This window comes from Bacillus cereus group sp. MYBK245-2 (genome assembly GCF_051916145.1).
Lineage (GTDB): Bacteria > Bacillota > Bacilli > Bacillales > Bacillaceae_G > Bacillus_A > Bacillus_A pacificus.
This window is the reverse complement of sequence record NZ_JBQAGB010000001.1, coordinates 58381-80527: the sequence shown is the minus strand read 5'-3', so window position 1 is coordinate 80527 and position 22147 is coordinate 58381. Positions and strand designations below refer to the sequence as shown.

Sequence of the window (22147 nt, the reverse complement as noted above, 5' to 3'; positions counted from 1 at the left end):
ATAGAGAAGAGTTACACAATAGGAGAGGAATTTTATTTGAAAAAAACTATAGTATGCGCAGTGATTGTGGGTATTTTCGTTTTGCTAATATCGGGTAACTTTTTAGTGAAAAAAGTGTGGAGTTCAAATAATGATGATGCACAGTATATTGCATCCTTTATTGAAGAACATAAAGATGAAAAAAATAGTGCGCTTCTAGTAAAGAGAAATGATAAAGTTGTTTATTCTGTCAATCCTAACGTTGTATTGCCAGTTGCTAGTACAATGAAATTAATTGTGGCGCTTGAATATACGAAACAAGTTACGGAAGGGAAAATTGATTCGTCTAGTTTTGTTTCCATTAATGACGTGAATCGTTATTATGTACCGAATACAGATGGTGGTGCACAAGATAGATGGCAAAGATATTTGGAGAAGACAGGCAAGATAACTGAAGGAGCGGTTTCTTTAGAAGAAGTGGCAAAAGGAATGGTTAAGTTTAGTTCGAATGCGAATGCTGAATATTTAATGGAAGTGTTAGGATTAGATAATATTAATCGGAATTTACAAAGTTTATCGCTTCCAGCACATCAGCCGCTATTTCCAATCGTTTCATCTTTATACATTCCAGGATATTTGCATAAAGAATTACATGTTCCGAAATATAAAATAGAGAAAAAGTTAAAAGAAATGTCTCAAGAGCAATATCGTGAATATGCAATGATTATTCATGAACGCTTAAAAAAGAAGGGGCCATTATTACAGAAGGAAATTCCTCTTTACTTAGAGGAACGTTACGATAAAATTTGGTCAGATCGATTGCCAGCTGCTTCTGCAAACGATTATATGGTACTGCTTCAAAAGGCGAATCATAAAGGTGGCCTAACAGAAGCTGAAGAAAAAGTATGGGCGAATATCGTTGAAACAGATATGAGCGCTAAGAAATATCGTAAAACATTTAGACATGCAGGGCAAAAAAATGGTTATACGCCATGGACAGTTACAAAAGCAGTTTACGCGATGGATAAACGCGGGAACTGTACAGAAATAGTGTTTTTAGCAAATAATTTAAATGAGGACGACAGTGTAGAAATACGGAAACATTTAGCAAACTTGCATTTCCAAGTGTTGCAAAGTGATAAGTATGATGCGACTTTTATTAAATAAACTCGGTGCAGAGGCGCCGAGTTTATTTTTATATACAAGCACTTTTTTGCTATATCTGGGTATGATGGGTAGTAATACTTAGGTGAAAGGGGAAAAGGTGATGAAACAAAATAAAGAAGAGTTTATAAAGAGTGAAGGCGCTGATTTCCCTGGGAAAACATATGTGGATTGTGTATTACAACATGTATTTAATTTTCAACGAAATTACTTATTGAAAGATATGTTTCAAGTGCATAAAGCGCATATTACAATGCTGATGGAAGAAAATTTAATGAAAAAGGAAGAAGGTAAAGTTATATTACACGCATTAAAAAAGGTAGAGGGAATGCCAGAAGAGCAATTGCTCTATACAGAGCAGCATGAAGATCTCTTTTTTTTAGTGGAACATTTAATTTCTCAAGAAGCAAAAAGCGATTTTGTAAGTAATATGCATATTGGTAGAAGTAGAAATGATATGGGTGTAACGATGTATCGCATGAGTTTAAGACGGTATGTATTACGATTAATGGAACATCATTTGTTATTGCAGGAAAGTATGCTGCAACTTGCTTCTGATCATAAGGAAACGATTATGCCAGCTTATACACATACACAACCAGCGCAGCCAACGACATTTGGTCATTATACGTTAGCAATTTATGATACGATGCAGAGAGATTTAGAACGCATGAAAAAAACGTACAAACTTTTAAATCAGTCGCCAATGGGAGCCGCTGCGCTTTCTACAACAAGTTTCCCAATTAAACGAGAGCGAGTTGCCGATTTACTTGGGTTTACAAATGTAATTGAGAACTCATATGATGCTGTTGCTGGAGCGGATTATTTATTAGAAGTTAGCTCGTTACTTATGGTAATGATGACGAATACGAGCAGATGGATTCATGACTTCTTACTATTAGCGACGAAAGAATATGATGGTATTACTGTTGCAAAGCCGTATGTACAGATTAGTAGTATTATGCCGCAAAAGCGAAATCCAGTTTCAATTGAGCATGCGCGTGCGATTACGAGTAGCGCTTTAGGAGAAGCATTTACAGTATTTCAAATGATTCATAATACACCATTTGGTGATATTGTTGATACAGAGGATGACTTGCAACCGTATTTATATAAAGGGATTGAAAAGACTATTCGTGTTTTTTCTATTATGAATGCAGTTATTCGAACGATGAAAGTAGAAGAAGAAACGTTGAAAAGCCGTTCCTATAAACATGCAATTACGATAACTGATTTCGCAGATGTTTTAACAAAAAACTATGACATTCCATTTCGGCATGCGCATCATGCAGCAAGTGCTATTGCAAATATGTTATTGGAGCAGAAAAAGGAGCTTTATGAATTACATTTGAAAGATGTGAATATGTACTTACAAGAAAAATTTAATATAACTTTATTAGAAAAAGAGTGGAAAGAAATTATATCGCCAGAAGCTTTTATACAAAAAAGAAATGTATACGGTGGGCCGAGTAAAAAAGAAATGGAGCGCATGATTAACAATCGAAAAGAGTCATTTCGACAAGAAGAAGAGGTATTTGAAAAGGAAAAACAGAGAATTTTACAAGCTGAAAATAATTTGAATACGTTAGCTTCAAATATTATTGAATCGTAAAAGAGGAATTTAATGAATTAATCGCCAATACCTTAATAAAATTATAAATAGAGAGAAGAGATTGTCGATGATTCAATTGCATGTATATGAAGAGATTGTTAATTTTAAAGAAGAAGTTACACTATTTCTAGAAAAGAATGAACAGGAAAATAATCTTATATTAGGCGTATTACAAATGGTCCAGCAACCGATATTTATGGGGATAGCGAAACAAGGAGAAGAAATTGCGGTTGTATTTCTTCAAACAGAAGAGAAGAAACAAATCATTGTTGCAACTTCTGAAATTTCGGGAGTAGCTATCAAGGAGCTTGCAAAAGAGTTAACGAAAATATATCCGGATATTCCTGGATTAATTGGTGATAAGAAAGTTGTACAGCACTTAGCAGAAGAGATTGCAGTGCTAGAAAATAAGAAAACGAATGTTGTAATGAAGCAAGGAGTATATGAGTTGAAAGAAGTGAAGAAGAAACCGAGCGAGGATATTTTTTTTCGAGAAGTAAGTAGTGATGAACTAACATTAATAGAAGAGTGGATATATCAATTTTGCAAAGATGTGAATCTTCCTACTACGAAAGAAGAAGCAGAACAAACCGCACGTACATTAATTACTAATCATCGTTTATTTGGTCTAGAAGTAGACGGGAAACTTGTTTCTGTAGCTGCAAAAACACGTCCAACTAAAAATAATATAACAGTTAATTTCGTATATACGCCGAAAGAAGCAAGGAAAAAGGGATACGCATCTAATTGTGTAGCGGCACTTAGTCAACGTATGTTAGATGAAGGGTACAAGACGACTACGTTATATACTGATCTAGCGAATCCGACATCGAATAAAATTTATCAAGAAATTGGTTATGAGCAAATTGCGGAGTCTGTGCTTATATTTTTAGAGAAGTAGAACAAAAAGGCGTGCTATTTTAGCACGCCTTTTTGTTATTCATCGATTCTAATAACCTCGCCTTGAGGGAAGTCCTCAGTTTCTAGTAAGTTACGAATAGCTTTCGCAACATATTCGGGTGATAAGAGTTTTCCTTCTTCTTTTAATGCAATGAAGCGGTCCAAATTTATGAAATCTTCTTTATTTGTTTCACGAATTTGTGATTGCATATTTGTATCAACAACGCCAGGTGCAAAAGCGACGATTTTTACTGGATATTCTTTTTCCACTTCTTCAGTTGCTACGCACTGTGTAAACATATTTACACCAGCTTTCGTTGTACAATAAGCGCCCCAGCCAAAGTAAGGGTTTTTTCCTGCGCCAGATGAAATGTTAATAACGCGTTTATCTGCTTTCCATTCTTTCGTATGTTTCATGAAAGTAGATGTAAGAATCATAGGGGCAAGTAAATTAATGTGAACGTTCGTAATGAATTGTTCGCTTTCTGCTTTTTCAATTGGTTTCATAGGTGCAACTGTGCCCGCATTATTAATTAAATGAATAGAAGATACACTGTCTTCTTGAATAGATGAAATGATTTTGTTAAAGTTCGTTTCTAAATTATGTACATCTTGAAGATCTAAGGAGTGGAAAATACAATTGCTATTATATTGTTTTGCAAGTTTCGTAAGCTCTTTATTTTCTCTTCTAGAAATAGAGATGACAGTTGTATTTTCTTCTAACAATTGCGTAGCAATTGCCTCACCTAAACCTTGTGAAGTTCCTGTTATGATAACGTAGCGCATAGTGTAGTAAACTCCTCTCCATATATGTGGAATTTTGTTGGACAACGTACATTACATAGTTTGTCTACATTTTATAGTATAGAGCACTTTTTACTATAAATGAAATGAGATGATTGTGTGCCTTTTATGAATCGCTTTACGACAACAGTAACTGGTGCCGTCACGTTCACTGGGAACACGTTAGGACTAAGTCCGACATCACCTGCACCAGGTAATAATTTTGGTACGATTGATGTATTCACAACGGTGAATACATCACTTCAAGTACCTGGATTCCCAGCAGGAACGACGAATGATTGGCCATTAAATTCTTCGAGTGCAATTTTAAACCTTCCAGCAGGGAGTAGCGTCTTATACGCAGAACTTGTGTGGGCTGGCACATACCGGACTGATACTGAGGATGTTACTGCGTTTTTAAATGATGATATCACCTTTACAACACCAGTGGGAACATTTTCTGTTGCACCAGACCCAGCAACTGCGCAGCAAGGTTCAGTAGGGAAGCAGTTTTATTATAGTCGCTCTGCTAATGTAACGAACCTTGTTAGTGCGGCTGGGGCCGGGACATATACAACAGGTGCTGTGCCAGCTGCAAGAACATCAGCTGATTCAACAATTAGTCGTTCAGTTGGTTGGACGCTTGAGGTTGTGTATCAAAATGCGAGTTTACCACTAAGGAATTTATCAGTGTATGCAGGACAAGAAATTATTGATGCTTCATCCCCGCCAGTTGATGCTCTTATTTCAGGTTTTGCAACACCGTCTACGGGAATTGTTACAGGAAGGGTACTCGTAACTGCCCAAGAAGGTGATTCTAACATTGTTGGAGATCAACTTCGCTTTGGACCGAATGCAAATGCTACAGTTGCATTATTCGGACCGAGAAACCCTGCAAATAATTTCTTTCAGTCACAAATTTGTAATGACAATGGAAATTTAGATACGAGTGGTACATTTGGAAATCTGAATCAGCCGTTAGGAATCGCTTTAGCGATCCGAAGACAAGGGTGGGATATTACGAATGTAGATGCCTCCTCATCTTTAGTAAACAATCAGACGTCAGCAACTGTTCGCTTCGTTACAAATGGAGATGGATACGCTGCAGCTGGTTTTGGTGTTCAAATTGATGCAACAGGTCCAATTATTAATCCTGTTAAATCGGTTAATAGAACAGTCGCAGGGGTAGGGGATACTCTCACTTATACGATTACGGTCCCGAATACAGGAACAGGGAGTGCAGAAAACGTTGTATTACGAGATAGTATTCCGAACGGAACGACGTTTATAGCAGGTAGTGTAACGGTAGGGGGAGTAACACAGCCGAATGCAAACCCTGCTAATGGAATTAATTTAGGAACAATCCCAAATAACACGCAAAGAGTTGTTACATTTCAAGTACGAATAACATCGTTTCCGAATCCAAATCCTATTCCCAATCGTGCAATGGTGTCTTATCAATTCCGTCCTTTCGTCGGTAGTCCACTTATTACTAGTATGTCTTCTTCAAATACAGTACAAACGATAGTGAACCAAGCAACTATTAGTATGCAAAAATCTGTAGATTTACAGACGGCAACACTTAATGATGTATTAACATACACGGTTAATGTCACAAATAATGGGAATGTTGCTGCAAACAATGTGATTTTTGTTGATAGCATCCCGGCTGGCACAACATTTGTTCCAAATAGTGTTACAGTGAATGGAGTAGCGCGTCCAGGAGCGAATCCAGCAAGTAGTATTAATCTAGGAAGTATTAATGCTTCACAAACGACTGTAGTGCGCTTTCAAGTTCGAGTAACATCTAATCCTCTTGTCAATCCAATTCCGAACCGTGCGAGTGCAACCTTTACCTTTACCCCAGTGCCTGGTCAACAACCAGTTTCAGGGCAAGCGACAAGTAATACTGTAGTGACTACTATTAATATAGCTGATATAAGAACGAGAAAAACAGTAGATAGAGCTTTTGCGACAGTGAATGACGTTCTTACGTACACTATTACTATTGAGAATATCGGAAATGTACTTGCGACAAATGTTATTTTTCAAGATCCGATTCCAGTTGGAACGACTTTTATCGCAAATAGTGTGACTGTGGACGGGGTTTCACAACCTGGGGCAAATCCAGCGACTGGGTTTACAGTAGCTAATATATCTCCTGGCGGAAGTAGGACCGTTACATTTCAAGTGCGAGTTACATCTACACCATCGGGAGGTACGATTGCGAATCGGGGGAGTATATCTGCTGATTTTGTTGTTAATCCGAATCAGCCACCAGTTACAATTAATAGAATGACGAATACAGTGGTAACACAAATTAATACAGGCGGTTTAAATGTAATAAAAGAAGTGAATACAACGCAAGCAGCAGTAGGAGATACTTTAACATATACGATTGCCGTTCAAAATACAGGAAACGTTCCCCTAACAAATGTGTTATTCCAAGACACTATTTCTTCCGCTGTTTCTTTCGTTGCAAATTCTGTAACAATTAATGGAGTACCACAAAGTGGATTGAATCCGAATACAGGATTTTCTCTTCCAAATATTCCTGCGGCTCAAACGGTTGTAGTCACATTTGAAGTAGTAATTGTACAGGATCCAGGAGATGAAGATATTTTAAACCGCGCGAATGTCACAGCAAGTTTTCAAGTGAATCCGAGTGAACCACCAGTTACGATTACTATTCCGAGTAACCTAGTGAATACAACTGTACAATCAGGGAATTTTGAAGTTGTGAAAGCAGTGAATACGGATGTGGCAACCGTAGGCGATATTTTAGTATATACAATCGAAATTATAAATGCAGGTAGTGTACCAGCTACAAATGTGTTTTTCCAAGATTCAATTCCACAAGGAACATTATTTATTGAAAACAGTGTATTTGTTAATGGTATTTTACAAGAAGGTGCAGATCCAGAACTTGGATTCCCGTTAAATGATTTGCCTACTGGCGCGAATGTAATTGTTACGTTTGAAGTATTAATTGATGAAATTCCCCAAGGAAATAATGTTGTAAATAATGCGAATGTCACTGGAGATTTCCTTCTGAATCCAACAGAGCCACCAATTACTGTAACAGTACCAAGTAATACTGTTATGACGGTCGTGAATTCTTCAGGATTAAATGTAATGAAAAGTGTAAGTGCTACTGAAGCTGGTGTAGGAGATACGTTAACGTATACAGTTCTTATACAAAATAGTGGAACAGTAGCAGCGACAAATGTATCATTCCTTGATCCGATTCCAGTTGGAACCACTTTTGTAGCGAATAGTGTAACAATAAACGGAGCCCCGCAATCGGGTTTAGATCCGACCTCTGGATTTCCGCTTGCTAATATTCCAGTAGGAGGGACAGTAACAGTTACTTTTCAAGTGACAATCACAAGTGAACCACCAAATAGAGTTCTTCCGAATAATGCGAATGTAACTGCGGATTTCCAAGTCAGTCCTCTCCAGCCACCAATTACAATTGTAACGATTAGTAATATTGTTGTGACGCGAGTGAATGTGGGATCGCTTAATGTAATGAAGAGTGTAAATACAACACAAGCGGGAGTAGGAGATACGTTAACGTATACGATTCTTATTCAAAATACAGGAACTGTTCCTGCAACGAATATTATTTTTCAAGATCCAATCCCATCTGGAGCTACATTTGTAGCGAATAGTGTAACGATCAATGGAGTCGTTCAGCAAGGTGCGAATCCTATAGCGGGTTTTCCTGTTACCAATATTCCGGTGGGGCAAACTGCTACAATTACGTTCCAAGTGACAGTGACAAGTGTTCCGAGTGGTGGAAATATAAGAAACCAATCAAACGTTACCGCAAGTTTCCTTATTAATCCAGCAGATCCTCCTATAACAACTACTACAACTAGTAATTTTGTAGTGACACAAGTAAATACAGCACAGTTAAATATACAAAAATCTTCATCTGTACAACAAGCAGCACTTGGAGAAACTTACACGTATTCTGTTGTCATTCGAAATAACGGCACAGTAACAGCAACGAATGTCTCTTTCATTGATCCAATTGCTCTAGAAACAACATTTGTAGCAAATAGTGTGACGATAAATGGAACGCCACAACCTGGATTTGACCCAAATGTAGGTTTCCTGCTTCCTAATATTGCAGCTGGAACATCATTGACAGTAACGTTCCAAGTTACGGTAGTTGCACCGTCTACACGCGGAGCAGTATTAAATACAGCATCTGCTACAGCCACTTTCTTATTAAATCCTTTACAACCACCTGTAACAACAACGAATTCAAGTAATACAACGGTAGTTACAATACCATTACCTCCTCCTGGCGAAGTGACAGCAACAAAAACAGTAAATGTTGCCGCCGGAGCTGTTGGAGATGTATTAACGTATACAGTGTTAATAACGAATGTAGGAATTATCCCTGTTACAGACGTACTCTTCCAGGATGTCATTCCAGAAGGGACGACGTTTGTTGAGAACAGTGTAACGATAGGTGGAATACAGCAACCTGGATTAAATCCAGAAATAGGCTTTACAGTTACTCCGTTATTAAATACTGGTGCGAGTATTTCTGTAACGTTCCAAGTGACCATTACGGAAATTCCAGATAATGAAGTCATATTAAATGATGCTGACGTTACGTTTACTTCACAACCAAATCCGCAGGAGCCACCGATTACGCAAACGATATTAACGAATTTAGTCGTTACGACAATTAATATAGCTTCAATTTCTCCAGTGAAAATAGTAGATAAAGAGGCAGCGACGGTTGGAGAAATATTAACCTATGATGTACTAATTTCTAATTTTGGAACAGTACCGGCAACGAATGTTCAATTTCTTGATTCTAGTACGAGTGGTGTAGCATTTGTTCCAGGAAGTGTGAGTATAAATGGAATACCAGAACCTGGACTAGATCCATTCATAGGCTTTACAGTTCCAGATATACCTGTAGGTGATTCTGTACTTGTCACATACCGAGAGATGGTAACGAGCATACCTCAAGGTGGAACAGTTGTTAACTTTGTAGACGTTACAGCTACATTTACAGTAAGTGAAACAGAGCCGCCTATTACGGAAACAACGACGAGTAATACGACATTAACAGAAATCAATGAGCCTGGTTTAAATGTATTAAAATCAGTAAGTCAGCCGGTTGTTGCGGTAGGCGATACAATCACATATACAACAGTAGTTCAAAATACGGGAACCGTGATAGCAACGAATGTTCAATATAGTGATGTATTACCTTCCTCTATAACATTCATACCGAACAGTGTAACGATAAACGGTGTGTTACAACCTGGGTTCAATCCGAATAATGGGTTCACGCTTCCAGATATAAATCCAGGTGAAAGTGTAGAAGTCACATTCCAAGTAACAGTTGTTAGCGTTCCGTCAAACGGAACAATTGCCAATACGGCAAATGTTACTGGAAGCTTTATATTAGTACCAGGAGAACCACCAGTTATAGTAAATCAGCCAAGTAATACAACACTCACAACTGTAAATAGAGGACGCTTTAATGCTATTAAACAAGTAAATAGAGTCGCTACTCTAGTGGGAGATATATTGACGTATACAGTACAAATAACGAATACAGGAACAGTAACAGCTAACAATGTTCAGTTTATTGATACCATTTCAACAGGTGCGTCATTTGTAGCAAATAGTGTAACGATAAATGGAGCCCCGCAACCAAACTTAAATCCGATTACTGGATTTGGAGTTGGAGATATACCAGTTGGTGAAACGGTTATCGTGACGTTTCAAGCGACAGTTACAAACATCCCGTCATCAGGAACAATTACGAACGTTGCAAATATAACAGGAAGCTTTACTTTAGTGCCAGGAGAGCCACCAGTTATAGTAAATCAGCCAAGTAATACGACAATAACGAGGGTGAATAGAGGGCGCTTCAATGTAATAAAAACAGTAAATAAACAAGCAACGCGAGTAGGAGATACGTTAACGTATAGTGTGCAAGTTACAAATACGGGAACGGTAACAGCGACGAATGTTCAGTTTGTTGACGTCCCATCACCTAGTTTAGAATTCGTTCCTGGAAGTGTACAAATAAATGGAATTCCGCAAGTAGGCTTAGATCCATTTGTAGGCTTTTCATTACCGAATCTTGCAGTAGGAGATAGTGTATTAATTACATTTGAAGTAAATGTAATCGCGGTTCCACCTTCTAGTAGTATTATGAATACAGCGAGAGTAACGGGTGATTTCGAATTGATTCCAGGAGAACCTCCGTTTACAATTACGAATTCAAGTAATACGACGGTTACGCCAGTAAATAGAGGCAGCTTAGATATGCTAAAAGAAGTAGATCATTCAGTTGTTGGAGTAGGAGAAACGGTAACGTATACGGTTCGTATATTAAATACTGGTACTGCTGATGCAATGAATGTTCAATTTATAGATGTGCTATCTCCAGAAGCCGATTTCGTCGCAAATAGTGTAACGATAAATGGAGTTTCACAGCCGGGGTTAAATCCGCAGCTCGGATTTACGATACAAGATATTCCAGTTGGTGAGACCGTACTTGTAACATATAAAGCTACGATTACAAGTTTTCCAGATGGTGGTACAGTAGTGAACGTTGCAGGGGCGTTGGCAGAATATATTTTAGTACCAGGAGAGCCGCCAGTTACAGTGATGGATACGAGCAATACAGTTATAGTAACGGTAAATACTGCAATCTTATTTGTTGCAAAAGGAGCAAACTTTGAAGTAGCGATGGTAGGAGATGTTATCACTTACGGAATCGCCGTTATAAATGACAGTACAGTTCCTGTGACGAATATTATTTTAACAGATATCATTGATCCGAATACGTTATTTATAAATGGCACGGTAACGGTAAATGATGTACCTCTCCCATTTGCCAATCCGAATACTGGTATCCCGTTAGGTGATTTTCAGCCAAATGATGCGGCAATTATTAATTTCCAAGTTGTAATAACAGGAGGACAAATAAATAATTTAGTTACAAATACTGCTATAGCAAATGGGCTTGCAATTGTAACCCCGAATGAGCCGCCAGTATTAGTTGAAGGTGATAGCAATACAGTTGTTATCCCGTTTATTTCTCAAAATGTCTCAACGACAGTCGTAAAAACAGCAGATTTACAGGCAGCAACGATTGGAGATGTTATTACGTTTACGACAGTTATTACAAATACGGGGGATACAGCAATACAAAATATTCGTTTTCAAGATATGTTAGATAGTAGTGTTCAATTTGTCCTTGGAACTGTAGCGGTTGATAATACGTCAGTGCCAAATGTAAACCCAGTATCAGGATTTCTTATAGGAAGTTTAAATCCTGGTCAAGCGCGAACCGTTTCGTTCCAAGTAGTAGTGCAGAGTGCACCAAGTGGTTCAGGAAATTATATTAATCAAGCGAGTATTCGTTTCGAACATCAAGTAGGTACAGTATTGCCACCTGTTACACAAATAGTAGAAAGTAATATAGTCGTCATTCCGTTCGTTCCAACGATACAACAAATTTGCGAAACGAATCTTAATTGTTTAGGGAAAATTCCTTTTCAATGTTCTCTGTGTGATCACTTGCAAATAAAGAAAAAATAAATGCAGAAAGAGCATCCTGTAAGAGAAGGATGCTCTTTCTGCATGAATCATGTAGATTCTTTTTCGGGCGAGGTGAAAAATTCATCGGTTTTGTCGGAGAGTAGTAATGGAATCGCTCTTTTTATAACAGAAATGTCCCAATCCCACCATGCAAGATTCTCTAGTTTGTCAATTGTTTCTTGCGGGAAACGATATCGAATAAATTTTGCTGGATTACCAGCCACAATTGCATATGGAGGGACGTCTTTTGTAACAACACTTTTGGCACCAATAATGGCACCGTTACCAATTGTAACACCAGATAAAATGCAGGATTGATAACCAATCCATACATCATTGCCGATTACGATATCACCTTTTGAAGAGGGGTGACCAGTAATATGGGCTCCTTCGCTGAAAAGAGCGTTAAATGGATAAGTCGTTATCCAGTCCGCGCGATGTTCTCCGCCAAGTATGAAAACAACGTCTTCTCCTAATGAACAAAACTTACCTATTTTTAATTTCGTTTCATCATTCCAAGAAAAAATAGTTGGACCTACTTTACTATAAGTATAATCACCGATATCATACTTACTATATTCAGGTTTTTGATTTAAATATAACATGATTCTTCAACCTTCTTTCTCAATCAAGAAATAAGCGTGGAATATTATATGCAAGGTGTAGTAAGGTGACCAGTGTTAATAAGTAAAATGAATAAATGGGAGTGGAATGTATGAGATATGAGATGGGATTATATAATAAACCTTTTCAGTCAATTCAATCAGGAAAAAAAGTGTATGAAGTGCGCTTATACGATAAAAAACGTCACCTCATAAAACAAGGCGATCATATTATATTTACGAACCTTACGACAGCAGCAACGATGGCTGTAAAAGTAACGGAGATAAAACGATACGAAAACTTTCAAGAAATGTACGAACAAATTGATAAAAAATTATTGGATTGTGAAAATGATAGTTTAGAGGAAATGTTAGAAAGTACATACAAAATATATACGAAAGAACAAGAACAAAAGTGGGGAACAGTTGCGATTGGTATTGAGGTAATAAAATGATAAGAAATCGCGGCGCGGCTATCATTGTGCAGAAAGGAAAAATAGCTCTTATAAAACGTATTCGAGAAGATGAAACGTACTATGTTTTTCCAGGCGGAGGAATCGAAGAAGGAGAAACACCTGAAGAAGCAACAAGGCGAGAAATTTTTGAAGAATTAGGGGTACATATAAAAGTGGAGCATTTAATTGCAAAGGTGGAGTATAAGAGTACGGAGTATTATTTTAATGCCGATATTGTAGGTGGAGTTTTTGGAAGTGGTAAAGCTGAAGAATTCGAAATGAAAGATAGAGGGATTTATATTCCGTTATGGTTGCCGATATATGAGTTGGAAAAAGTGAATATAAAACCGTATGAAGTGGTTGAAAGTATATTAGAACATTATAAAATATAAGGTCTGACAACATACAAAAAAAACCATTGACATAGTCTTCTGATTTAAGTATTGTATTCGAGTATGTTTATAATCAGGAGGTTTATATGAGCAATCAAACAACTACACATCATGTGAAAATGACAACAGCAGATCCATCTGGAATTGGTCTATTTGGATTAGCGATGGTAACACTTGTAGCATCATCTCAAAAGTTAGGCTTAACAGATGGCGTTTCACTAGTATTACCATGGGCAATCTTTTTAGGAGGATTTGCACAAATCTTTGCTTGCATTCACGATGCAAAGCATAACAATACATTCGGTACAACAGCATTCGGTGCATACGGTCTATTTTGGCTAGGTGTTGGAATGACTTGGTTAATTCAACTTGGAGTATTTGGCGAAAAATTAGCACAAGCTGCAGATTCAAAACAGCTTGGTGTAGCCTTTATCGGATATTTGATTTTCACAATCTTTATGACAATTGGTGCAATGGAAACACATAAAGTATTATTTATGATTTTCGTTCTTATTGATTTCTTATTTATTGGTCTTTCATTAAGTACTTTAGGTGTTATGCCGCATGCAATGCATAATTTAGCAGCATATTCTGAACTTCTTATTTCATTATTATCTTTCTATGGTTCAGCAGCAGCAGTGTTAAACACACACTTTGGAAAAGTTGTTTTACCAGTTGGAAAGCCGTTTGGTATTTTTAAAAAGTAATAAAAAGCACAGATGATTGTATAGTCATCTGTGCTTTTTTATATGGAATAAATAAAAATATAATTGAAATTGATTCTCATTATTAATATAATGAGAATGAGAATCATTTATTGTAAGAGGGGGATGCCGAAGTGGCGAAAATTTTAATAGCTTATGCGAGTATGTCAGGAAATACAGAGAGTATTGCTGATTTAATTAAAGTTAGTTTAGATGCCTTTGATCATGAAGTAGTATTGCAAGAAATGGAAGGCATGGATGCTGAAGAGTTATTAGCTTATGATGGAATCATTTTAGGGTCTTATACGTGGGGAGATGGGGAATTGCCATTTGAAGCGGAAGATTTCCATGATGACTTAGAAAATATAGATTTATCAGGGAAGAAAGCAGCGGTATTCGGATCAGGTGATACGGCGTATGAACTATTTTGTGAAGCGGTAACGATATTTGAAGAAAGACTTGTAGAGCGCGGTGCAGAGCTTGTACAAGAAGGGTTGAAAATCGAACTAGCTCCAGAAGATGAAGAGGATGTTGAAAAATGCAGTAATTTTGCAATTGCATTTGCTGAGAAGTTCTAAGAATGGGAGTGTCAACGTGGAGACAATGTTAAGTGCGACCGCTATTACAAAGTTAAGAGATGGAAAGCTTATGTTAGCTACTACATATAATGGTTTATTTATTGAACAAGACGGAGAATGGAAACAAATTTTAAATGGTTTTCAAAAACGAATTAGGGATTTACATAGCGAAGATAATGTAGTGTATGGTGTAGGTGACGAAGGAATTTTTATTCGTAGTATGAATGGTGGGGAGAATTGGACGGTTCAACGTTTTCCAACAAAGGCAACGAGTTGGAATGTGTGTAGTAATATAGAAGGAACTGTCATTGCTCATGGAGATAAAACGTTGTATCATTCGAATGATTTTGGTTCGACATGGGAAACCATTCATCCATTTCTTGAGTATGGTGGCGGGGCACCATCTATTCGATCGTTGTTTTTATATAAACATTACTTATTTATTGGTACGAAAATACATACTAAATATGGTGGTGTTTGGCTCTTTAATTTGGAGACACGTAAATTAAAGAGGATTAAAATCGTAATGAATCAGATGATTTCAGCGTTGACTTTACACAATTCTTATTTAGTAGCAGCCAGTGGGTCGTGCAAGGGGATTAGCGGTAATATTTCTTTTTGTAAAATAGATGAAAGTATAGAGAGTGAAAAAACATATTGGCACACATGTCAAAGTGAGCAAAAAGCAAGTAGCTATTTAGACTTAAGTGTAGATCAACATGTGCTATATACAACGTCAACGCAAAATAAGGCGGGGATTAGTACAGTTTGTCGTGTACTTCTAGAAGAAGGAATTGTTACAGTATGTGACTCAGTTAAAGGGCATGGTTGGCGCATCGTGAACGAAAAAGAAGGCTATGTTGTAGCTGGATCAGGTGAATCAAAAGCAATGCAATGGAAGAAAAAAGTTGTATAGTAAAAAAAACTTTGCTTTTATTATATTGATATGATATATTATATTTAAACCATTTTACTTTTAATAATATAGAGATTTAAATGAGCTGTAACTTCCGAGGAGGATAGCAATGTTAAATCTCCTCAGAGTTGCAGTTTTTTTAATGTCTGACTTATTTTTGTAAAGTGGTTGAAAATGAATATGTACATATAGGTACATTGTAGGAGGATTTTTTTCATGCAAAACGGTAAAGTAAAATGGTTTAACTCAGAAAAAGGTTTCGGATTCATCGAAGTTGAAGGCGGAGAAGACGTATTCGTACATTTCTCAGCTATCCAAGGCGAAGGCTTCAAAACTTTAGAAGAAGGTCAAGAAGTTACTTTCGAAGTAGAACAAGGTAACCGTGGACCTCAAGCTACTAACGTTAACAAGAAGTAATTGTGGAAAAAAGAAGGGCTTGCCCTTCTTTTTTTTTGCGTTTTTACTGAATAACCCCCTATGTACATATAGTAATGAGATTGAATTTGTTTTTTAGACAAGGTATTACATGCATAAAGTGTATGAATAAATAAATACTGAAAATAAAGTATGTGTGTGAAAAGGAACTTAGAAAGAGGTAAAAAAATTGAAAAACACTACACATTTTATTGTGTTTGATATAGAGAGAAATTTTAGGCCGTATAAATCAGACGACCCGTCAGAGATAGTTGATATCGGGGCTGTAAAAATAGAAGCGAGTACAATGAAGGTAATTGGAGAATTTTCGGAATTAGTAAAACCGGGTGCTAGGCTTACTCGCCATACGACAAAATTAACGGGAATTACAAAGAAAGATTTAATGGGTGTAGAGAAATTTCCGCAAATTATAGAGAAATTTATTCAGTTTATCGGAGAAGATTCTATATTTGTTACATGGGGAAAAGAAGATTATCGGTTTCTAGTTCATGATTGTACGTTACATGGTGTAGATTGCCCGTGTATGGAAAAAGAAAGAAGAATTGATTTGCAAAAGTTTGTTTTCCAAGCGTATGAAGAATTATTTGAGCATACACCGAGTTTACAATCTGCAGTAGAACAACTCGGTTTAACATGGGAAGGAAAGCAGCACCGTGCTTTAGCGGATGCTGAGAATACAGCGAACATACTTCTTAAAGCATATAGCGAGAGAGATATTACTAAAAGGTATAAAAGGCATGGTGAACTTGAACTAGTAGAGAACGGAAAACTAACAGAAAAAGCGAAAAAAAAGATGCGAAAATGGGTATTTAAAGAAATGAGAAAAAATACAGAGCGTCCTTTCGTTTGGAGTACATTTGAAAGTAGTGACACGTGGGAAAGTATAATGGAAAGATATTATATAAGTGAACCTACAATAGAACTTCTGAAAAAACATTTTCGTACGGCGGTTAGAAAAGCGGAAAGGCAGATTAGGTATTTGGCTGAGATGGAGAAGAATGCAGAGGTTAAATGACATTCTTCTCTATTTGTAGCTACATAAATTTACTGTCATTGTATTGATGGATGAATAAAGTATTCAGATAAATAGGAATTGATTTGTTGTGCTACTTTGAAATTTATGGTGTGGTAAGAAATTTTTTAATATATTCATAAAATTAGAGCCCATAGAAATGAAAGAGGGTAAAGTTGAATGGAAGCAATCTTTAACATTGTAACAGTTTTAGTTTTTGGGATAATATTTACCACGCTATTAGCGGTAATTACACTTCCTTTCATAGCAAAGAAGAAGAATTGGAAAAAGCTTAATATATCTTTAAAGCGTGGTGTATTAAAGATTAAAATCGAAGAGTAAAAGATGAGTTTTACACAAGGGAGGTGTGATAGTGATAGACTTAGATATTAAAGACGTCAACGTACAGATGGAATTAAACGGAGTCTTTTGGAATGAGGATGGGATTGCTGAAATGACGGTGACTACAAAAGAAGAGCATTCTTTTATTCTTCGTTTAGTAGTTGACTTAGAAAATAAAACGATTAGGGCGACGAGTATTGAAATAGTGAATGGATTCTGTCCGCTATGCAAACAGAAAAGGAACGAATGTAGTGAATTGAATGACTTGCAAAATAAAATGGAAATTTTAGAAGAAGCCTACGATTGGGTGAGAGAGCATCCAGAATATCGTTTTCAATTATCTTTCTACGATTACAATAAATTTGAGGTAGTGAAGTGAAATTTTCACTTGAACAACATACATAGTGACTAAAAAGAAAACATAAAAAATGTATAGACGGACTTGTTCAACTAGAAATATTGAAGTAAGTCCTTCTATTGGCAATACGCTTGTGTAATAAGGAAGTAATCTACTTGATTCTGTAACAAATGTCCTCTTGGATCAAAAATAAGCATATTTTATTATAAAGCAGAAAAACCGATTCTTAGTAGAATCGGTTTTTTACATAACTTTCAAATATGTCCTAAATAAAAGATCTTTTGTTAATAGCGCTCAGTAAAAATAGGTATATAGAAGAATTTATTCAATCCCGTTCGGATCATAAGAATACTGCTGCTTATTCTCAATGCGCTCAATTACGTCTTGCAATTCATCTGGCTTCAGAAACTCAATTGGAGAGAAGCCTTTCTCAAATGTAAGTGTATCAGCCTCAATCATTAATACGTATCGGTCATTTACCTTTGCGATATGTATTTGATCCCCGAAATCAGCAAGCAGGGCCTTTACAGAGATATGGTCTGCTTTTAGTTTTAATTCCACTTCAGGCGCGTGCTCGACGATTTGAGCGGTAGCTTCCATTACTTCTTCGGTTGAAAATTGTTCCATAATTTCGCGTTTTGGACTGGCAGCCCATACTTCCATCGCTTGGTCGAATTGTTCGCGCTCTTCCGTACCTTCTTCAAATACATCTTCAATTTGGTCGTATACCATGTCCATTACTTGTGTTTTCATAATTTCAGGCATAGAGCGTTCGTATTCGACGAATTTTAAGAAGTCTTCAAAGTAACGGGCGTGTGATGCTTGGTGAATTTTTAGCTCGCCCACTTCGACCATACCTTCTTCGGGCATGTACGGATATTGGATAGATTTCATATTTTTTGTTGTGATGGCCATTTCAACGTTACGAATTAGTGTGGATTCATCGGAAATAGAAGCGACTTTTGGCTCGAAGTCACATTTCATAACGAAGACGAATGGATCATCAAAGTATTTGCGTAGTTTTGCTTGCGCAATTAAAAATACACCACCGCGCACAGCACTTGTGTCAAGATATGTATAAACGAGAGGTTCGCTCATATCTTTGAAGTTTTCCTTCGTTTCTGCAAAGCGGATGCGATTAAATAAGTTGTAATGAGGGTTTGAATCAAGTTCGTGCCCTTCTTCTACAATAAAGCGACCGATCTTTGTCGGAGCTTGTTCTGTTTTCGCATGACGTTCTACTTTTCGCTTTGAAATTTTTAATAATTCTCCATTCAAAAATTCTTTTAAGGAGCTATCTTCATACTCTTCAGCGTCTAATGTTTGAAAATGTTTGTAGCGTTTATCAACAGCTTCACCTTTTCCTTCTACTTGTACAACATAAAAGGAAAGATAATTTATTTCAAAATCCATATTTATCACCTTGTTTCATTTCATTAACTCTTATCAGTATAGAGATGGAAAAAACTTTCGTCAATTTATATAAGGAAGGGGAGCCCCCTTCCTTCATATATTTTTTATTTTCGAAATTAAAATCCGTCTTCTAATGCTGAAAATGGAATGTTCAGTCTGTTTTCTACTGTACGTAAACGTTGGTTTAAGCGGTTTAATCTACGTGTATGACGTTCAACCGTGTTCTCTAATTGACGTACTCTTTGTTCAAGCTCATTTACTCGTCTTTCTAATTGACGGTTTCCAGCACCAGGAAAAGAGATTGGAAGTTGGAATTGTCGAGTTTGATCATATGGATTAACTTGTTCTACTGGATCTATATATTGTTGGTATTGTGCTTGTAAATCATATTGAGGTTGATAACCAGTTTGGTTATATGGATCGTATGGATTGTAGGGGTACATAAAAACATCCTCCATTTCTTTAAAATAGGTTAATTCACCATAATGTATGTGTAAAAGCGGAGTGTGGCACGGCAAATACCTATTTATGTTCACAGGATGTTTTTTTATAAATACGAATATGGAGTTTTACATTTGTATTTCGTTCGTTTTATGGTATATACTGGATAATAGGGAGAGGTTACGTAAAGGTTACAATTCTATCAAACTCAAACTTTTATGTAAATATGTATAGACATTTGGAAAAGAAAAGAGTAATTTATATAGAGTAAAAAATAACTTGTAACAATTTATAAATATATTGTAAAATGATTGTAACAAAACATACATAAAAATGAAATAATACATAAAAGTAGTATTGGGGAAAAGGGGAGAGTATATTGTTCCGTAAAGTAAAGGGTATATTAGTTGGGGTTTTATGTGTAGCTGTAGTGAGTGGCTGTGGTACAAAAGTAAGTGATGTTGCATTAGTAAGTGATATTGGTGGCCACACGGTAGAGGCTAAAGCAGAAGTACAGGATTCTATTAGTTTAGTAGATGGTCGTACAGGTACGGAAGTGAAAAAGCTAGATTTGTCGAGTCTAGGTTATTTTGAAGATGAAGCGAAATTTAAAAAATCAGTTGAGAAGGTTGCTAGGGAAGTTGGAAAAAATGTTGACAAAAAGATGGTCCCTTCACGTCTAGGATCTGATGGAAGTTGGCAAGAAGGGAAACCTTCTTATGAATTAATGGAAAAAGAATTAGTAGATAAATTATTAAACGTAGGTATGTGGGATTCTTCCTATCAATTACCTATTGTTGAGAAGAAGCCTACTGCAACATTAAGTGATGCGCAAGGAAGTGGTACGGTAATTGGTAGATATGAAACGAATTTAGGTGGCTCAACAGGTGGCCGTATTGAAAATATTCGTTTGTCAGCAGCGAGCATAAATGGAGTTGTATTAGCAAAAGGAGACCGTTTCTCTTTCAATGCATTAATTGGTGATACAACGCCAGATAAAGGATATCAATTAGGAAAAGAAATTGTAGATGGTAAATTAGTAGATGGATATGGCGGTGGTGTTTGTCAAACATCATCAACATTATACAATGCAGCAGATCAAGCTGGTTTGAAAATGGTAGAGAGAACAACACATTCTAAAACGGTAGGTTACGTTCCACAAGGAAGAGATGCTACAATTGCATATCCATACTTAGACTTAGTGTTTGAAAACACGAATGATGCACCTGTGAAGCTTTATATGGGTATTCAGGGCGGAAAGTTAGTTGCTGAAGTACATAAAATGCGATAAGAATCATAATCTAGAAAAAGCCATTATTTCTACTAACAATAGAAATAATGGCTTTTTCTGTGTAGTTTATCCAGTATTAGTGATACATTTCAAGACTAGGTGAATGTGAGGAACAAGATGTTTGGGAATTTATCCGGCTTTAATGGGCAGTAAGACCCCCCACCTCAAAATTCAGCGAAAGCAAAGAAGGTTAGGTGGGGGATGAAGAACCCCCCACTGATTAAAGTTTCACTTTATCGAATTTAATTCTTAGTTTTCATATTGACATTATTAGTTATTAATTGTATTCTTCATAATAACAACTAAATAAATGGAAAAATTTATTAGTTTTCTTATCAAGAGAGATGGAGGGACTGGCCCGATGAAATCTCAGCAACAGGCTATAAAAGTACTGTGCTAAGTCCAGCAAACGTATGAAGCGTTTGGAAGATGAGGGGAAATGGATTAACATTCAACTCTTCTTATATGTGTAAGAAGAGTTTTTTATTTAGAGAGGGGGGATAGAGTGAAGTTTGATGTAACGTATTTTTTAGAAAGTTTTCCGCAATTATTTAAGTATGTATACATAACTTTAGGAATTACTGTAGTTTCAATGATTATTTCTTTTGTTATAGGGATAGGTTTGGCGATCATAACGAAAAACAAAACGAAATTTCTATATTCTATTGCAAGAGTATATATATCTTTCTTTAGAGGAACACCTTTATTAGTTCAATTGTTCGTGTTGTATTTCGGATTGCCGCAAATATTCCCAACCTTTACAGTACTTACAGCGATGCAAGCGACTTTAATTGGTCTCAGTTTAAATAATGCAGCGTATTTGTCAGAAATTATTCGAGGTTCATTAAATGCTGTCGAATCGGGACAAATGGATGCTTGTTTATCAGTTGGAATGACAAAGGCACAAGCTATGCGACAGATTATCTTTCCGCAAGCTATTCGGGTTGCAGTACCGTCACTTGGAAATAATTTTGTTGGATTGTTAAAAGAATCTTCGTTATCTTTTGCACTTGGGGTGGCTGAAATTTTAGCGCAAGCGAAAATGTTAGCGGCACAATCGTATCGTTATATGGAAAGTTACTTAGCGGTAGCGATTGTATATTGGATTATTACAATCGTAATTAGCTGGGGACAGAAAAAGTTAGAAAAGAAACTTGATGCACCGTATTTGTAACAA

19 protein-coding genes and 1 riboswitch are annotated in these 22147 nt (G+C 36.5%); of the genes, 15 read left to right on the top strand and 4 right to left on the bottom strand.

Annotation, left to right across the window (positions count from 1 at the left end):
* Nucleotides 1–36: 36 nt before the first annotated feature.
* From ACTFRN_RS00400 to ACTFRN_RS00390, 3 genes are all read left to right on the top strand, one after another.
* The gene (locus tag ACTFRN_RS00400) at nucleotides 37–1146 is read left to right on the top strand and encodes a serine hydrolase (protein ID WP_000751371.1); all 1110 of its coding nucleotides are present in this window, start codon (nucleotides 37–39) and stop codon (nucleotides 1144–1146) included.
* A 100-nt stretch (nucleotides 1147–1246) separates the two neighbouring features.
* Complete coding sequence (argH, locus tag ACTFRN_RS00395; RefSeq protein ID WP_000812401.1) at nucleotides 1247–2755, top strand: argininosuccinate lyase; 1509 nt, start codon at nucleotides 1247–1249, stop codon at nucleotides 2753–2755.
* Nucleotides 2756–2822: 67 nt separating this feature from the next.
* Complete coding sequence (locus ACTFRN_RS00390; protein WP_000615391.1) at nucleotides 2823–3656, top strand: GNAT family N-acetyltransferase; 834 nt, start codon at nucleotides 2823–2825, stop codon at nucleotides 3654–3656.
* A gap of 35 nt (nucleotides 3657–3691) precedes the next feature.
* On the opposite strand, the gene ACTFRN_RS00385 is transcribed toward ACTFRN_RS00390, so the two are convergent.
* The gene (locus ACTFRN_RS00385) at nucleotides 3692–4441 is read right to left on the bottom strand and encodes a (S)-benzoin forming benzil reductase (protein ID WP_001271047.1); all 750 of its coding nucleotides are present in this window, start codon (nucleotides 4439–4441) and stop codon (nucleotides 3692–3694) included.
* 117 nt (nucleotides 4442–4558) lie between these two features.
* Here ACTFRN_RS00385 and ACTFRN_RS00380 point away from each other — a divergent pair, with 117 nt between their 5' ends.
* Entirely contained in the window at nucleotides 4559–12031 is a 7473-nt protein-coding gene (locus ACTFRN_RS00380) for a DUF7507 domain-containing protein (protein WP_088106467.1), read from the top strand.
* 47 nt (nucleotides 12032–12078) lie between these two features.
* Here ACTFRN_RS00380 and ACTFRN_RS00375 read toward each other — a convergent pair whose 3' ends face one another.
* Nucleotides 12079–12636: a CatB-related O-acetyltransferase gene (locus ACTFRN_RS00375; RefSeq protein ID WP_000966314.1), complete on the bottom strand. Its 558-nt coding sequence runs from the start codon at nucleotides 12634–12636 to the stop codon at nucleotides 12079–12081.
* Between the two features lie 110 nt (nucleotides 12637–12746).
* Here ACTFRN_RS00375 and ACTFRN_RS00370 point away from each other — a divergent pair, with 110 nt between their 5' ends.
* From ACTFRN_RS00370 to ACTFRN_RS00330, 9 genes are all read left to right on the top strand, one after another.
* Nucleotides 12747–13088 carry an ASCH domain-containing protein gene (locus tag ACTFRN_RS00370; RefSeq protein ID WP_001268350.1) on the top strand — a complete coding sequence of 114 codons (342 nt, stop codon included), beginning with the start codon at nucleotides 12747–12749 and terminating at the stop codon, nucleotides 13086–13088.
* On the top strand, nucleotides 13085–13480 hold the full coding sequence (locus ACTFRN_RS00365; protein WP_000620839.1) for an NUDIX hydrolase: 396 nt from the start codon (nucleotides 13085–13087) through the stop codon (nucleotides 13478–13480). The genes ACTFRN_RS00370 and ACTFRN_RS00365 overlap by 4 nt, the downstream gene beginning before the upstream one ends.
* Nucleotides 13481–13566: 86 nt before the next feature.
* Nucleotides 13567–14187 carry an acetate uptake transporter gene (locus tag ACTFRN_RS00360; protein ID WP_000070938.1) on the top strand — a complete coding sequence of 207 codons (621 nt, stop codon included), beginning with the start codon at nucleotides 13567–13569 and terminating at the stop codon, nucleotides 14185–14187.
* Between the two features lie 131 nt (nucleotides 14188–14318).
* Nucleotides 14319–14762 (top strand): flavodoxin, encoded by a 444-nt coding sequence (locus tag ACTFRN_RS00355; protein ID WP_001062754.1) that lies wholly within the window; start codon nucleotides 14319–14321, stop codon nucleotides 14760–14762.
* 16 nt (nucleotides 14763–14778) lie between these two features.
* The gene (locus ACTFRN_RS00350; protein ID WP_074567560.1) at nucleotides 14779–15678 is read left to right on the top strand and encodes a WD40/YVTN/BNR-like repeat-containing protein; all 900 of its coding nucleotides are present in this window, start codon (nucleotides 14779–14781) and stop codon (nucleotides 15676–15678) included.
* A gap of 216 nt (nucleotides 15679–15894) precedes the next feature.
* Nucleotides 15895–16095 (top strand): cold shock-like protein CspB, encoded by a 201-nt coding sequence (gene cspB / locus ACTFRN_RS00345; RefSeq protein ID WP_001179150.1) that lies wholly within the window; start codon nucleotides 15895–15897, stop codon nucleotides 16093–16095.
* Nucleotides 16096–16282: 187 nt separating this feature from the next.
* The gene (locus ACTFRN_RS00340) at nucleotides 16283–17128 is read left to right on the top strand and encodes an exonuclease (protein ID WP_074567559.1); all 846 of its coding nucleotides are present in this window, start codon (nucleotides 16283–16285) and stop codon (nucleotides 17126–17128) included.
* Nucleotides 17129–17305: 177 nt separating this feature from the next.
* Nucleotides 17306–17467: a hypothetical protein gene (locus tag ACTFRN_RS00335; RefSeq protein ID WP_000387289.1), complete on the top strand. Its 162-nt coding sequence runs from the start codon at nucleotides 17306–17308 to the stop codon at nucleotides 17465–17467.
* A gap of 31 nt (nucleotides 17468–17498) precedes the next feature.
* Nucleotides 17499–17846 (top strand): hypothetical protein, encoded by a 348-nt coding sequence (locus ACTFRN_RS00330; RefSeq protein WP_000566101.1) that lies wholly within the window; start codon nucleotides 17499–17501, stop codon nucleotides 17844–17846.
* A 300-nt stretch (nucleotides 17847–18146) separates the two neighbouring features.
* Here ACTFRN_RS00330 and ACTFRN_RS00325 read toward each other — a convergent pair whose 3' ends face one another.
* Together ACTFRN_RS00325 and ACTFRN_RS00320 are read right to left on the bottom strand one after the other, a co-directional pair.
* Complete coding sequence (locus tag ACTFRN_RS00325) at nucleotides 18147–19238, bottom strand: DUF3900 domain-containing protein (RefSeq protein WP_000345047.1); 1092 nt, start codon at nucleotides 19236–19238, stop codon at nucleotides 18147–18149.
* Between the two features lie 116 nt (nucleotides 19239–19354).
* Nucleotides 19355–19696 carry a hypothetical protein gene (locus ACTFRN_RS00320; protein WP_001997954.1) on the bottom strand — a complete coding sequence of 114 codons (342 nt, stop codon included), beginning with the start codon at nucleotides 19694–19696 and terminating at the stop codon, nucleotides 19355–19357.
* Between the two features lie 362 nt (nucleotides 19697–20058).
* Here ACTFRN_RS00320 and ACTFRN_RS00315 point away from each other — a divergent pair, with 362 nt between their 5' ends.
* Together ACTFRN_RS00315 and ACTFRN_RS00310 are read left to right on the top strand one after the other, a co-directional pair.
* Entirely contained in the window at nucleotides 20059–20970 is a 912-nt protein-coding gene (locus ACTFRN_RS00315) for a VanW family protein (RefSeq protein ID WP_000488988.1), read from the top strand.
* A gap of 329 nt (nucleotides 20971–21299) precedes the next feature.
* Nucleotides 21300–21406, top strand: a riboswitch (SAM riboswitch).
* Nucleotides 21407–21475: 69 nt separating this feature from the next.
* Entirely contained in the window at nucleotides 21476–22144 is a 669-nt protein-coding gene (locus tag ACTFRN_RS00310; protein ID WP_000667175.1) for an amino acid ABC transporter permease, read from the top strand.
* Nucleotides 22145–22147: the final 3 nt, after the last annotated feature.